Here is a 12,826-nt window from a genome sequence, read left to right on the forward strand (position 1 = left end):
CGCCGGCAGGATCATCGCCGTCCAACCCCAGCCGGCTCTGCAGCAGTCGTGGCATGTGGATCCACCAGGGCAGACTGCTCATCGCGCAGCTCGCGCAGGAAGCTCTGAAACTCCGGCGCCTGAGTCAGCAAGCGCCCGGCCAGCGCACGCAGCGCATCGACCTGATCGCGGCGCAGGTGAAATGCCGTCGGCATCGCATTGAATCGCTGCCGTTCGGCACCGTCCTTGATCTGGCCGAAGGTCAGCACGGCAAAGTTCACGTCCACCGTGGGGTCTCCCGCCGGACGCAGCGCATTGACGTGGCGTGCCCACATCAGGAAGCCGTTTTTCGCCAGCGCCGCGGTCTCGTTGTTGAGTATGCCCAGTGAAGCGTCGAACGAGGCGCGCAAGATATCGATCGTTCCCGGAGCGCGCCCCCGTTCGGACCATGGGTAGGGCGCATAGACCTGGGCATTGGCGACGATGACCAGCACATGCCGCACACGGCGTAGCTGTTCCGGGGTGAAGGCACCGGCCATGTCCGGCACGTTGCCGTACTGCGCCACCGGACTCATCATCGAACCGCGTACGCCGAGGTTGTCGGTGATGCCGCCGTCGACCAGGCGCAGGACCGGCATCCGTTCCGGGTCGTCATAACGTGACAATGCGAGCGCCACGGCATGGCGGCGTGACAGCAGGTCATCGTGCGCCAGCGACTGCGCCACCCACGGCTGGTGTCGTTGCGGGCAATCGGGATAGTTGCGCAGTGCGATCGGCGCGAACAGCCCCGGCACGGCAGCCGATGCCATCACCGCGTTGGCCACCGGATAGGTCGACAGATCCGAGCAGAGAAAATCGAACTGCTGCTGGATGAAGGAAAACGTGGTGGCGTTGTTCAGGTCACTGGCGTTGAGAATGACCATCGGCAGGCCCGCCGGCGACATGTCGGCGAATGTTTTGCCCTCCAGCAACGTCCGGTCGAGATAGGCGGCGACCAGATCGCTGCGGTTGTAGTGGCGACCGGCAATCGACAACAGATGATCCGGGCGTCCCAGCAGGCCCAGCAGCTCGCCTTGCCAGTCGCGATAGAGGAAGCGGGTCCGGAAGTCACCGAAAATGCGGTCGCCAAATAGGCCGTAATACGCCGCGGTGTAGCTGCCGCCGGAAACCGAGGTGACCACGTCGACCAGATCAAGCAATCGCGTCGGCTGGCCGCCTGACGGGACTTCGGTGTCGCGCAGCTTTTCCAGCACACCGTAACTGAAGGCAGCCGCGCGGGTGCCTCCGCCGGAAAACGCCAGCACGACGAAGGTATCGCGGGGAGCGTGCGGGAATCGCGTCTTGAATTCGTAGCGATCCTCCACCCCGGCCGGCTTGATCCGGGTATTCCAGGTCCGCGTGGCGCAACCGGCAAGCGCGCACAGCGCGAGGCCAAGCAGCAGGCATGGCCAGCTGCGTGGCAGACGACGGGACGCAGGCGTCACGGCCTTGTCCTGCGTTGCGGTGGGCATGGTTCGTCCCCGGCCCGGATGGCTTTCAGGGGCGAACCATGACACCGTGCCAGAACGCGACGTGCCCACGGATTTCCGCCGCTTCCGGCTTGGGTTCCGGGTAGTACCACGCCGCGGCGGGATTGACCTCGTCGTTGACCACTACATCGAAATAGCTGGCCGTGCCCTTCCATGGACACATCGAATGCCGGGTGCTGTCGCGCAGGTGCTCGCGCCTGAGCGATTCTGGCGGAAAATAGTGATTGCCCTCGATCACGATCGTGTGATCGCTTTCGGCGATCACAATGCCTTGCCACATGGCGCGCATGGGTCTCTCCTCGTTGCGGTTTGTCGGAAAAGAAATCGAACCGATGCCACTGCCGCCCGCGCGGGCCGGCTCATTCGCGATCAGGGTGCGATGATCGGCCCGCACATCGCCGAGGATGCATCCGACTCCCGGAGCGATCACTGGTCATGTCTCCACACGTACACGCCCGATAGATGCGCCTCCCCGGTCGAAGGATTCATCAGGGTCACGCTTCATGACAGGGCCGTAGCAGCAACGGCTTGGGCCGGCTATCCACGTTTCATCGCGACACAGGCAACACGATGTCCGCCACCAGCTCGACGAATTTTCCCGGTGCCGGTACAACCTCTATGACCGGCCGCGGCATGCGATGCCGGCTCATACCGGGAGCCGCGGAAACATGGATGCTTCCATCTCGGTCCGGACCATGGAAGCGAGCACCGGCGAGATGCCGAGGCGCCGTTCGATCTCGGTGCGCGAGATCAATCCGCGTATCTCGTCACGTTCATCGTCCTGGCGCTCGGTGATCAGGAGATGGGTCTGTCTGGTTTCACGAAAGGTTTCCAGGATGTCGCCTGTCCGCGCTTTGCGGATGTCGTCGATCCGCAGGGTCGGCAAACTCTCCACCATGGTCATGATGTCGGCCACCTCGATGTCCTGGTGTCGGCATTTCGGGTGGGTACAGTCGGAACCGCGCAGGAACTGCAGCGGTTTCTGGCCCTGGATGTCGTAGGCCGTGATCAGCCCGAGCATGCTTTCGCCTGCCATCACCAGCAGGGTGCGCACGTGCGCATCGATCATGCGCTGGAGTGCCTCTTCGATACTTCGTTCGGGTTCGACCGTTACCGGACAGACTCGATGGAAATCCACCATGACCGCCAGCGCGGGATCCTCGTCTTTCAGCGAGGATTCCACGAGATGGGGGTGCCTACGTACAAACGTGGGAAGGCGGCTGAGATGGGTAACGACTGAGCGAAACGGCATGGGGATCACCTCGACTCGGTGGGGTCGAAACCCACGCGGGACCGTAGTGCAGAACCAACCTGCGTCAATGGTATGCGCAGCTTCGGAGATCAACGGCCCGTGAGGGGTGAAGACGCGCGCGGCAGTTCGGGTAGGCTCGAAATCCATGGTCAGGAACGCGGGGCAATAACCATGAACTTCCCGCTGCCGCGCGACGCCCTCACCCGATAGAGCTGCCGAACCACCAAAAGGATTCGGCAAGGTTTCAACGCGATCGCGAAACACCCGGCGAGTATCCATGGAGGCGCTTGAAGGCGCGGCTGAAGGCTGCCTCCGTCGCATAGCCGGCGATCACCGCCGCTTCGGCCACGCTGACGCCGCGCTCGGCCAGCGCCGACTTCGCCTGCTGCATGCGCAGGCCGGTGACGTACCCCATCGGGGTGGCTCCGGTCGAATGGGCAAATCGCCGGGCGAACGCCGCCCGCGACAGATGCACCCGGTCGGCGAGCATCGCCACCGTCCAGGGCTGCTGCGGATCCTGATGGATGGCCAGCAACGCCGGGCCGAGATGCGGGTCGAAAATCGCGGTCAGCAGCCCCTGCGCGACCGTGCCGGCGGCCAGGCATTGGCGCAGCGCATACATGAACAGCGCATCGGAAAGCTTGTCCATCAACGCCATGGCGCCGGGACCGTTCGACTCGGCTTCGGCGACGATCAATTGCAGCAGGGCCGCCGGCGCGCCGGAGTCCCCGCCGCCCGGCTGCGGATCGTGCCGAAGCAGCAGCTGCGCCGGCAGCGAAGCCAGCAGCACTTCCGACAACGGCGAGTCGAACTCGAAGTAGCCGCACAGCAGCAGCGTGGGAACGTCGCCGTCGGCGCCCAGCGACGCGATCAGGCAATGGTCCACCGGGCGGTTGAACAGTACCGCGTCGCCGGCCCGGAGCAGGATGTCGCCGGCATGGCCGTCATACCGCATCACGCAGCGACCGGTCGCCACCAGGTGGAACATCGCCTTGCGCTCGTATTCACCATCGACCACCCACTGCCCGCAATGCGTGGTCCGATGGAACACACGCGTCTGCAGGCGGAGGTGCCGCATCAATTCACTCAGTTCGTCCACGAAGGCTCCCGATCAAGACGCGGAGACAAGCATGCGCGCGTTGCAGACATGGTTGCGCGGGCGGTCTAGGGCCACAGTATGCCCATGGCCGCTTTGCCATTCGACCGGCCATCCATCAACCCATCAGTGGAGTATGAACCATGAGCGAATTCACCTTGCAGACCCCCGACTCCGCCCCGGAAGCAGCACGCCCACTGCTGCGGGGCACACGCGACAAGATGGGCTTCGTGCCCAACCTGTATGCCAACCTCGCCAACGCGCCGGCAGCGCTGGAAGCCTACTTCGGCCTTTCCGCCCAGTTCGACAAAACTTCGTTCAACCCGGTGGAACGCCAGGTGGTACTGCTGGCCGCCAGCGTGGAAAACAATTGTGAGTTCTGCGTCGCCGCCCATTCACTGATCGCCCGCAAGGTGGCCAAGGCTCCCGATGCCGTCGTCGACGCGTTGCGCAGCGGCACCACCCTGCCCGACGCCCGACTGGAAGCCCTGGCCACGTTCACCCGCCGCATGGTGAAGGAGCGTGGCGAGGTGGCCGGAGCGCCGCTGCAGGCCTTCCTCAAGGCCGGATTCACCCACCAGCAGGCGCTGGAAGTCGTGCTGGGCGTGACGATGAAGACGCTCAGCAACTACGCCAACCACCTGACCGAAACCCAGACCAACGAGCAGTTCGCCAGCGAGGCATGGAAGCGCCAGGCATGACGTTTTCGGCAGGGTCGCAGGGACTGAAGCATCCGGCCCGCAACATACCCCCCATCATCAGGACATCAGGTTCATGCATTACATGCAAAAGACTCTCGCACTTCTTGCGGCATCCGTGGGTATCGGTTTCGCAGCCGGCCCCGCCCATGCACAACTTCCCAAGACCACCATGCAGGTCGACCACGCCAACACCGCGCTGGTCGTGATTGACCCGCAGGTCGACTTTCTCAGCCCCAAGGGCGTGACCTGGGGGCTGGTCGGCAAGAGCGTCGTGGCCAACCACACCGTTGAAAACCTCGACACCTTGTTCAAGGCAGCGAAGGACAGCAACATGCAGGTCGTCATTTCGCCCCACTACTACTATCCGTGGGACCACGGCTGGAAGTTCGGCGGCCCGCTTGAAGTGGCGATGCACAAGATCGGCATGTTCGACCGCAAGGGACCCCTGAGCCTCGACGGGTTCGAGAACTCCGGCGCCGACTGGATGCCGCAGTACAAGAAGTACATCAATGACGGCAAGACCATCGTCACCAGTCCGCACAAGGTCTATGGCCCACAGACGAACGATCTGGCGCTGCAGCTTCGCAAGCACGGCATTTCGAAGGTGATACTCGCCGGCATGTCGGCCAACCTCTGTGTCGAAAGCCACCTGAGGGAACTGCTGGAGCAGGGTTTCGAAGTCGAAGTGGTGAAGGACGCCACCGCTGCCGCGCAATTGCCGGGGCTCGACGGCTACGCCGCCGCTTTGACGAACTTCCAGATGATCGCAAATGACGTGGTGACCACCCAGGAAGCGAAGGACGCCATCCTCGCCACCAGGTAACCCCCTTCGACCGGGCGGCCCTTCCAGGAAGGAAGAGCCGCCCGGACCGAATGGCGCTTACTCAAGCCCCGTTCGTCCCCGGATCAAGTCCGGGGCAGGCTCTGAGCGTAGGCCGAAGGCCGAAGTCGAAGGACACGCCGGCGATGGGGCGGCCCTGGTCTGGCGGCGCTTCGACTCCGCCCGCTGCGCGGGCTACGCTCAGCGAGAACGGGGCTTAAGTAAGTGCCATTCCCGCCCGGATCGAATGCATCGAACACAAGCAGGACCGGCCCGCCTGCATTCGAACGGAGGCAAGGCGTACCGACAGATTCCCTGGCGCGCGCAAAGTGCGCCCCCAACCATGAGCAGGAAAATCATGATCAAGATCAGTGTGATGTACCCCCATGCCCCGGAAGCCCGGTTCGACCATGCGTACTACCGTGACACGCACATGCCGCTTGTGAAGCGACGCATGGGCGACAGCTGCCGGTACTACTCGATCGACAAGGGACTGGCCGGCGGAGCCCCCGGGGCGGCACCGACCTATATCGGCGTGAGCCATATTTTCTGTGACTCGGTGGAAGCCTTCCAGAACGGTTTCGGACCGCACACCGCCGAACTCATGGCCGACCTCCCCAATTTCACGGACATCACGCCGGTCATACAGACCAGCGAGGTCATGGTCGAGCGCGGCTGACCGGCCTTGCGTCGTCAATGCATCCATTCGGCGAAAGGATGACCGTTAGTCTGTCGCCCTCGCCTTCCCCGGAGATCCATCCCATGAATTCATCAAAACGGCTGGGTTGGGCACTGCTTGGACTGCGCCTGTCGATCTTTCTCGTGATGCTGATGTGGACGCTGGACAAATTCATCCGGCCCGAACACAGCGCTGGCGTATTCAGCCATTTTTACGCCGTCACCGGCCTCGGCCAGGGTGCCTTCGTCGTGATCGGGGCCATGGAGCTGGTACTTCTGCTGGCCTTTGTTGCCGGGCTCGCACGGCGTTACACCTACGGCGCGGTGTTGCTCCTGCATGCCGTCTCGACACTGTCCGCCTGGCATCAATACGCGCACCCCTATGAAGGCACCAATCTGATGTTCTTCGCCGCCTGGCCCATGCTTGCCGGATGCGCGGCGCTCTATCTGTTGCGCGATGCCGACACCATGACGATCGACGGCCGCAGACAAGCCGCGCGCGGCAACCCGGGCCATTCCTGAACATCCTGGACAAACTGAAGGAGGCACGGCCACATGACACGCCCCGAAATCGCGGTATTCGACGCCTACGGCACCCTGTTCGATGTGCACTCGGCGGTAGCCCGGCTGGCCGATCGCATGGGCCCGGAGGCCGAAGACATATCCGAGCGATGGCGACAGAAGCAGCTTGAATACACCTGGACCCGCAGCCTGATGCAGCGCTACGCGGATTTCTGGCAGGTAACCGGAGAAGCACTGGATTACGCCCTGGCCGCAGCGGGCCGCCGTGATGACGCCCTGCGCTCGGCGCTGCTGGACGCCTACCGCGAGCTGGACGCCTACCCCGAGGTACCTCGCGCCCTGGCTGGATACCGCGCAGCGGGGATGCGCGTTGCCGTGTTTTCCAACGCCACCCGTTCGATGCTGCAGACGGCGCTGGCCGCCGCGCATCTCGGCGACCTCGTCGACGTGGTGTATTCCGTGCACGAACTGCAGGTGTTCAAGCCCGATGTCCGCGTCTACGCGGCGGCGGCCGACGCATTCGGCGTCGCACCATCGGCCATCGCCTTTCATTCATCCAACGCCTGGGATGTCGCCGGCGCGGCTTCCTCAAACTGGCAGGCGTTGTGGATCAACCGGACCGGGCGCCCACAGGAATACCCGTGGGTCCCGGCCCCCGCCGTACCTGACCTCGTCCAGGCATTGCGGCACGTCGTGGGACCGGCGCCAGTTGCCGGCATCAACGACATCCGGGGAGGAGTCGATTGATGGGCTGGATCAGCGAAATCCCGGACAGCGAGGCACGCGGCCCGCTGCGTGACATCTACGGCACCATCAAGAAGCAACGCGGCAAGGTGGCGCGCATTCTCAGCGTGCACAGCCTCGACCCGGACGCCCTGCAGCACCATCTCGACCTGTACCTGCACCTGATGTTCTCCCCCGGTCCATTGAGCCGGCGCGAGCGCGAGGCCATCGCGGTGGTGGTCTCCACCGCCAACGGTTGCACCTATTGCGTGGCGCATCATCTGGAGGCGCTGCAACGCCATGAAAAGGATGCGGCCGTGCTGGCCGCCGTGCGCACGGCACCCGACCAGCTCGCCGACTTGCGGCTGCGTGCGATGCTGCTGTACGCGCGAAAGCTCACCGCCGCCCCGTCGACGATGGACCAGGCGCAGGTGACGGCATTGCGCACGGAAGGGCTCACCGACGGGGATATCCTGCGCATCAACCTGGTCACCGCCTATTTCAACTTCGTCAACCGCATCGCACTGGGCCTTGGCGTGGAAGCCGACTCGGAAGAGATCACCGGCTATGCCGACGAATGAAGCGGTTCCCGTCCATACCGGCCCCGGGGCCGGACAAGACACGCCACCCCGTGCTTGCCACGCGACGTCATGCTCGGTGGTAGGGTTGCCTGCGCGGGTGGTTCCGGCGCGGATAATGCGGCGTTCCCGCCCTGCACGCCATCGCCCGCTTCACGATCTGATGCCGGCTCCCGTTCCATGCCGGCTTGCCGGAAAGACCATGACATGCTGACGTTGCGCCACATCCTGGGGGTGATGTTCCACCCTCCTCATCTGAAACGGACCTGCCTGGTGGCGCTGTTGGTGGGCGTGTGGCTGAGCGCGTTCAACCTCGGTGGCCAGCTGCTGGCTGGACCGTGGAACGCGCAGCTGGCGATCAAGATCGCCATGAATCTGCTGACCCCGTTCGCGGTCGCCAATCTCGGACTGATATCTCGCCAGGCCGGTTCGGAATCGGACAAGGCTGGGTGATGTCCTCGACGATCGATCCGGCCTCCTGACCAGGGCATCCGACGATGGCCCCGTTTCTGCTTGCCCACGAACCCGCGATCCGGTTCGGTGCCTTCGCCGGCATCTTCGCCGTGATGGCGCTGTGGGAAGTGCTGGCGCCCCGGCGGCGCCAGACGATTGGTCGATGGCGGCGCTGGCCTGGCAATCTCGGCATCGTCGTGCTCGATAGCGTACTGGTGCGTTTGCTCTTTCCCACCGCCGCCGTCGGCGTGGCGCTCTACGCCGAGACCCATGGGTGGGGACTGTTGCATGTGCTGAAAGCACCAAACTGGCTGGCGCTTGGCGCATCGGTACTCCTGCTCGATCTAGCCATCTATCTGCAGCACGTGTTGTTCCACGCGGTGCCAGTCTTGTGGCGGCTGCACCGGATGCATCACACCGACCTCGAATTCGATCTGACCACCGGCGCACGCTTCCATCCGCTGGAGATCCTGCTGTCGCTGGGCATCAAGCTGGGCGTCATCGTGGCCTTGGGCTCACCCGCGACGGCCGTGCTGGTTTTCGAGGTGCTGCTGAACGCCACTTCGATGTTCAACCACGGCAATGTCCGCCTGCCGATGCCGCTGGACCGCCTGCTGCGCCGGATCCTCGTCACGCCGGACATGCATCGCGTGCATCACTCCTGGCATCCGGACGAGACCAACGCCAACTTCGGCTTCAACCTGCCCTGGTGGGATCGCCTGTTCGGCACCTATCGTGCGCAGCCACGCGACGGCCACCTCAACATGACCATCGGCATCCAACAGTTCCGCGACCCACGCGAGCTGCGCCTGGATCGGATGCTGTGGCAGCCGTTTCGCGTCGACCAACGCACTGACCAGGACGGCCGCCCATCATCCGGTGTCTGACCATGGCGGGCTGCGCGTCCCTTGATCGGTACTTGTCTGCGCCAGAGTCCAGAGCAGCCCTGACTTTGCTTGTAGCCGCCTTTCATGAGAGGGCACAAACACACTATCGGTTTACCGGGATGATGCCGACTTCCACACCTCGACCGAGTTGTCCGCAAGATTGGTAGCGTAGACCGTGCCATCCTCTGCCACCGCCACCCCGGTTTCGGTGAAGCCCGGAATCCGATGGGGCGTTCCGAAGGCGGTCAAGAAGCGACCCTTGGCGCTGAATTTCTGGATGCGGTTGTTTTCCTCGTCGGCCACAAACACATTGCCATCAGGGCCGATGGCAATGGCGGTCGGCGTCCTGAACCAGCCATGGAGCGAGCCGAGGATATTGATGAACGCAGGAAGGTGTAGCCCCATAGGGCCGCCCCACATCCGGAGGAATCGCCCATCGGGGCCAAACATCTGGATGCGATCGTTGTAGCCATCCGTGACATAGATATGGCCACGCCTGTCGGTGGTCACGTCGGTGGGATAGTTGAATGCGCCTGCGGACACATAGCCCTTCTTCCCGGTGGTGCCCCACTGACGCACGAACGTGCCATTGGAACGCAACTCCTGGATACGCTGGTTGTAGAAATCCGCCACCACGAGATTCCCGTTGGGCAACACGGCAACCCCCGAGGGTGCCTTGAACTCGCCTGGTCCTGAACCGCCGTGGCCGATGACCTCAAGCAACGCGCCGCTGGTCGAAAATACCTTGATGTCGTCGTTCCAGTAGTCCGCAACATACAGTTTGCCGCTGGCCACGGTGAGGTTCATGGGCCGACCCAACCCGGCAGCACCGGTGGCTGGATGATCGATGGCGCGAAGAAACCGGCCGTTGCGGTCGAAGACCTGGATGCGATGATTGCGCGAGTCGGCAACAAAAACCCTGCCCTCGGCCAGCGTAATGCCAACCGGATCCTGGAATTGACCCGGCTTCGATCCGGCACCGCCCCAAATCATCACCCGCCGGTAGGGCGGCTCTTTGCAACCGGGCACCCAGAGCAGCCCGCCTGTTCCAGCGATCAGCAACAGGGCGGCCACAACGCCGAGTAACCCGTACAGCATGCGTTTCATGGCTTGGCTCCAGCGGGACGATTGACTACAGCTTTCAGTTGAAAACCGGCCTTGTGCACCACTTGCGCCAGCTGCGCGTCGGTAAATGCGGTTCCAGGACTCACCGTCACGATGAGCACGCCATTGCTGAGGTTCACGTCGGTGTTCTCCACGCCCGGCTGCTTGGCGAATTCTTTTTCGATACCGTAAGCGCAGAACGGACAGGCCAAGCCGTCCACGCGCAGCACGTAGGCGTTGGCAGGCGGGGGGACCGTAACTGTGGAGCTGGCGAAAACCGGCGTGATAGCTATCAGGCCCAGCGACAGGACGAGCAGACGCAGGAAGTGGACCATGGGACGAAACATAAGCGTTCTCCTTGAAAAATCGCGCACGGCTCAGAGCTTGTGAAGAAAACCACTTCCTGTGGTTTTCTTCAGTCGCGAGTCCGGTACACGCCCGGACTCGCTCACATGAAACAGTCACTGGCGTGACTGTTTCATGCCCGGCCCTCCGTGGCCGGTCTGAGAGGTTGAAAAATTCACAACCTCTCAGAAATTGAACCGCAGGGCAACGTTGTAGATACGACGATCGCGCAAGCTGCCGAAGGGCACATTGCGCTGCACTGGAATCTGGACAACTCCTTGCAAGACCCAACGAGGCGTGACGTACTCCAGACCGGGTGCGATGAACCACTCGGTGCCGCCGGACGCCACGACAGGGCTGCCGTTCATGAAGTTGCGCCCGGTCCGGATCAGGTTCGTTTCCAGCACGCCATAAAGGAAGTGCGGCAAGCCGTTGCCAAGTTTCCGCGGCAGCAGCCGGTACTGGAACGAAGCGTCGAACTCGCTGACATGGCCGGGCGAATACCCGGCGTGCCGGCCGTTGCCCTGGTAGCTCAGGGACGTATCGATCTCGTAGTTCAGCGTCTGCCAGGTGGCCACGACACCTCCGAGTACACCCCACGCGCCCGAACCAGGCTGGAACATCCGCGGCTGCGCACCATAAGTATCCCGATAACTGTCGCGGCCGGTCGGCGCCACCGCGCCAAGGATCGGCGCCACGCGAAAACTCGCACCAGCGATATTGTTCTGCCACACCGTATAGCGGACGAAGAAAGTGCTGTCGCCCAGACCATGGTTGGCCCGATGGACAGCTCCCATGGGCGTGGTCATATCCAGCGTCTTGTCCAGAAACGGCACCATTCCAAACACGGTCAGTTTGCCGGTAACGCCATAGGCCAGGACGCTGATGCCGGCCCGGGCGGCCACCCGCATATCGGGTAGTGCCGTTCCATCGTCGAGCAAGCGATACATCATCGTCTCCTGGAACAGCAGCTCACCCTGGCTGACCGGCAACGCCGTATTGAAGGTGATGGGTCCAGCAGCGGCGGGCGCGCTGCCGAATGCGCCGACGGCAGCAGTCATCAACACAACCCATGTCGCTCGAAGCTTTGCCGTTGATGCGTTTGAGTGGTTCGCTTTGCATGGTTTCATGGTGGTTCGTTCCCAGCAAAATCGTGGGCCGGTGAGGGCTCGCCTCACCCGGTCCAATCCAGCACCGCGTGAGCGTCGCCGGGGAGTTTCAAACCTGGAGCACGCTCCAGGTCAAGAGCATGGCCATTCCGGTTGGGATTTCCTGCACTTGGCATGCCTTTCGCAATGAACGAAACCGGTCTTGCACAACCCACGCAAGGAACCATCGCCGGTGAGATGGGAGCGGCTCCAGCACATGGATATTGCTGACTACCTGGAGCAAACTCCAAGTCAGGGTATTCTGTAACTGTCATTGCATCGTGCCTGCCGAGCTTTACTACAATCCCTACTGCACCGCCTGCGGTGGCGTCGAGGAAGCAACGGACCAACGCAGTGAATCCGTGCACTGGATCGACGCAACCGTGCATCTGGAAGCGGCCGCCAAATTACGCATCGTCCGCCTGCCCGCATTGGTCATCGACGGTCGGCTGGTGGTGCAAGGCCCGCGCGCGTTTGCGCAGCTTCGTGCGTGGATCGCCAGGCAAGGAAACGACACGTGAGCGCTTATCGGATCGGCGATGCCGCGCAGTTGGCCTGCATGAGCGCCGACACCCTGCGTTATTACGAACGCATCGGACTGATGCGCCGCGTATTGCGCGACGGTGGCGGACGGCGCGCCTACACCGAAACTGACCTCGAACGCCTGCGCTTCATCGCCCGCGCGCAGGCCATGGACTTCTCGCTGGCCGAGATCCGACAGCTTCTGGAACTGCGCGACCATCCGGCCACGGCGCGCGCGGAAGCACGTCGTCTGGCGCATGGCAAGCTCGATGCCGTGACCCAGCGTCTGCGCACCTTGCGCCATTTGCACGACGAACTGCGCCTCCTGCTGAATCTGTGCACCCGCGTCGACGGTTCCTGCCCGATCCTGGCGATGGAATCCACCTCTCAAACGACACCACCTGCCCCGGACCGTGCGAGAAAAACGGCCCTGACCCGAAGGCGCTCGTGAGCCATGGCTGGCACACACCCACAACCCGACCGTCTCGC

17 protein-coding genes are annotated in these 12,826 nt (G+C 63.2%); 10 read left to right on the forward strand and 7 right to left on the reverse strand.

Features of this window, described 5'->3' with window-relative positions; genetic code table 11:
- Positions 1-11: 11 nt before the first annotated feature.
- The 4 genes from AC3WTD_RS07945 to AC3WTD_RS07960 form a co-directional block, all read right to left on the reverse strand.
- A complete protein-coding gene (locus AC3WTD_RS07945) occupies positions 12-1,490 on the reverse strand; it encodes a patatin-like phospholipase family protein (RefSeq protein ID WP_037089002.1) in 1,479 nt (492 codons plus the stop codon).
- A 25-nt stretch (positions 1,491-1,515) separates the two neighbouring features.
- Positions 1,516-1,938 carry a DUF427 domain-containing protein gene (locus AC3WTD_RS07950; protein WP_235642035.1) on the reverse strand — a complete coding sequence of 141 codons (423 nt, stop codon included), beginning with the start codon at positions 1,936-1,938 and terminating at the stop codon, positions 1,516-1,518.
- A gap of 216 nt (positions 1,939-2,154) precedes the next feature.
- The gene (locus AC3WTD_RS07955; protein WP_492613468.1) at positions 2,155-2,691 is read right to left on the reverse strand and encodes a CBS domain-containing protein; all 537 of its coding nucleotides are present in this window, start codon (positions 2,689-2,691) and stop codon (positions 2,155-2,157) included.
- Positions 2,692-3,004: 313 nt separating this feature from the next.
- On the reverse strand, positions 3,005-3,859 hold the full coding sequence (locus AC3WTD_RS07960) for an AraC family transcriptional regulator (RefSeq protein WP_027491749.1): 855 nt from the start codon (positions 3,857-3,859) through the stop codon (positions 3,005-3,007).
- Positions 3,860-3,999: 140 nt separating this feature from the next.
- On the opposite strand from AC3WTD_RS07960, the gene AC3WTD_RS07965 reads away from it, so the two are divergent.
- The 8 genes from AC3WTD_RS07965 (at position 4,000) to AC3WTD_RS08000 (ending at position 9,218) form a co-directional block, all read left to right on the forward strand.
- A complete protein-coding gene (locus AC3WTD_RS07965) occupies positions 4,000-4,557 on the forward strand; it encodes a carboxymuconolactone decarboxylase family protein (RefSeq protein WP_492613469.1) in 558 nt (185 codons plus the stop codon).
- Between the two features lie 169 nt (positions 4,558-4,726).
- Entirely contained in the window at positions 4,727-5,380 is a 654-nt protein-coding gene (locus AC3WTD_RS07970) for a cysteine hydrolase family protein (protein ID WP_027491747.1), read from the forward strand.
- Between the two features lie 355 nt (positions 5,381-5,735).
- Positions 5,736-6,056: an EthD family reductase gene (locus tag AC3WTD_RS07975; RefSeq protein WP_027491746.1), complete on the forward strand. Its 321-nt coding sequence runs from the start codon at positions 5,736-5,738 to the stop codon at positions 6,054-6,056.
- Positions 6,057-6,139: 83 nt separating this feature from the next.
- Positions 6,140-6,577 (forward strand): hypothetical protein, encoded by a 438-nt coding sequence (locus AC3WTD_RS07980; protein ID WP_027491745.1) that lies wholly within the window; start codon positions 6,140-6,142, stop codon positions 6,575-6,577.
- 33 nt (positions 6,578-6,610) lie between these two features.
- On the forward strand, positions 6,611-7,324 hold the full coding sequence (locus tag AC3WTD_RS07985) for a haloacid dehalogenase type II (protein ID WP_492613470.1): 714 nt from the start codon (positions 6,611-6,613) through the stop codon (positions 7,322-7,324).
- Positions 7,324-7,881, forward strand: a complete 558-nt coding sequence (locus tag AC3WTD_RS07990; RefSeq protein WP_027491743.1) for a peroxidase-related enzyme — start codon at positions 7,324-7,326, stop codon at positions 7,879-7,881. Before AC3WTD_RS07985 ends, AC3WTD_RS07990 begins: the two co-directional genes overlap by 1 nt.
- A gap of 204 nt (positions 7,882-8,085) precedes the next feature.
- The gene (locus tag AC3WTD_RS07995) at positions 8,086-8,331 is read left to right on the forward strand and encodes a hypothetical protein (protein WP_492613471.1); all 246 of its coding nucleotides are present in this window, start codon (positions 8,086-8,088) and stop codon (positions 8,329-8,331) included.
- A gap of 44 nt (positions 8,332-8,375) precedes the next feature.
- A complete protein-coding gene (locus AC3WTD_RS08000; RefSeq protein WP_492613472.1) occupies positions 8,376-9,218 on the forward strand; it encodes a sterol desaturase family protein in 843 nt (280 codons plus the stop codon).
- A gap of 111 nt (positions 9,219-9,329) precedes the next feature.
- On the opposite strand, the gene AC3WTD_RS08005 is transcribed toward AC3WTD_RS08000, so the two are convergent.
- The 3 genes from AC3WTD_RS08005 to AC3WTD_RS08015 all read right to left on the reverse strand — a co-directional run bounded on the left by AC3WTD_RS08005 (position 9,330) and on the right by AC3WTD_RS08015 (position 11,728).
- A complete protein-coding gene (locus AC3WTD_RS08005) occupies positions 9,330-10,325 on the reverse strand; it encodes an NHL repeat-containing protein (RefSeq protein ID WP_492613473.1) in 996 nt (331 codons plus the stop codon).
- Positions 10,322-10,669: a heavy-metal-associated domain-containing protein gene (locus AC3WTD_RS08010; RefSeq protein WP_492613474.1), complete on the reverse strand. Its 348-nt coding sequence runs from the start codon at positions 10,667-10,669 to the stop codon at positions 10,322-10,324. Before AC3WTD_RS08010 ends, AC3WTD_RS08005 begins: the two co-directional genes overlap by 4 nt.
- Positions 10,670-10,852: 183 nt before the next feature.
- Positions 10,853-11,728: a transporter gene (locus AC3WTD_RS08015; RefSeq protein ID WP_492613475.1), complete on the reverse strand. Its 876-nt coding sequence runs from the start codon at positions 11,726-11,728 to the stop codon at positions 10,853-10,855.
- Positions 11,729-12,096: 368 nt separating this feature from the next.
- Here AC3WTD_RS08015 and AC3WTD_RS08020 point away from each other — a divergent pair, with 368 nt between their 5' ends.
- Together AC3WTD_RS08020 and AC3WTD_RS08025 are read left to right on the forward strand one after the other, a co-directional pair.
- Positions 12,097-12,336: a thioredoxin domain-containing protein gene (locus tag AC3WTD_RS08020; RefSeq protein WP_027491738.1), complete on the forward strand. Its 240-nt coding sequence runs from the start codon at positions 12,097-12,099 to the stop codon at positions 12,334-12,336.
- Positions 12,333-12,788: a MerR family transcriptional regulator gene (locus tag AC3WTD_RS08025; RefSeq protein ID WP_492613498.1), complete on the forward strand. Its 456-nt coding sequence runs from the start codon at positions 12,333-12,335 to the stop codon at positions 12,786-12,788. Before AC3WTD_RS08020 ends, AC3WTD_RS08025 begins: the two co-directional genes overlap by 4 nt.
- Positions 12,789-12,826 lie beyond the last annotated feature (38 nt).

The sequence above is a fragment of the Rhodanobacter sp. FW106-PBR-R2A-1-15 genome, from assembly GCF_058789735.1.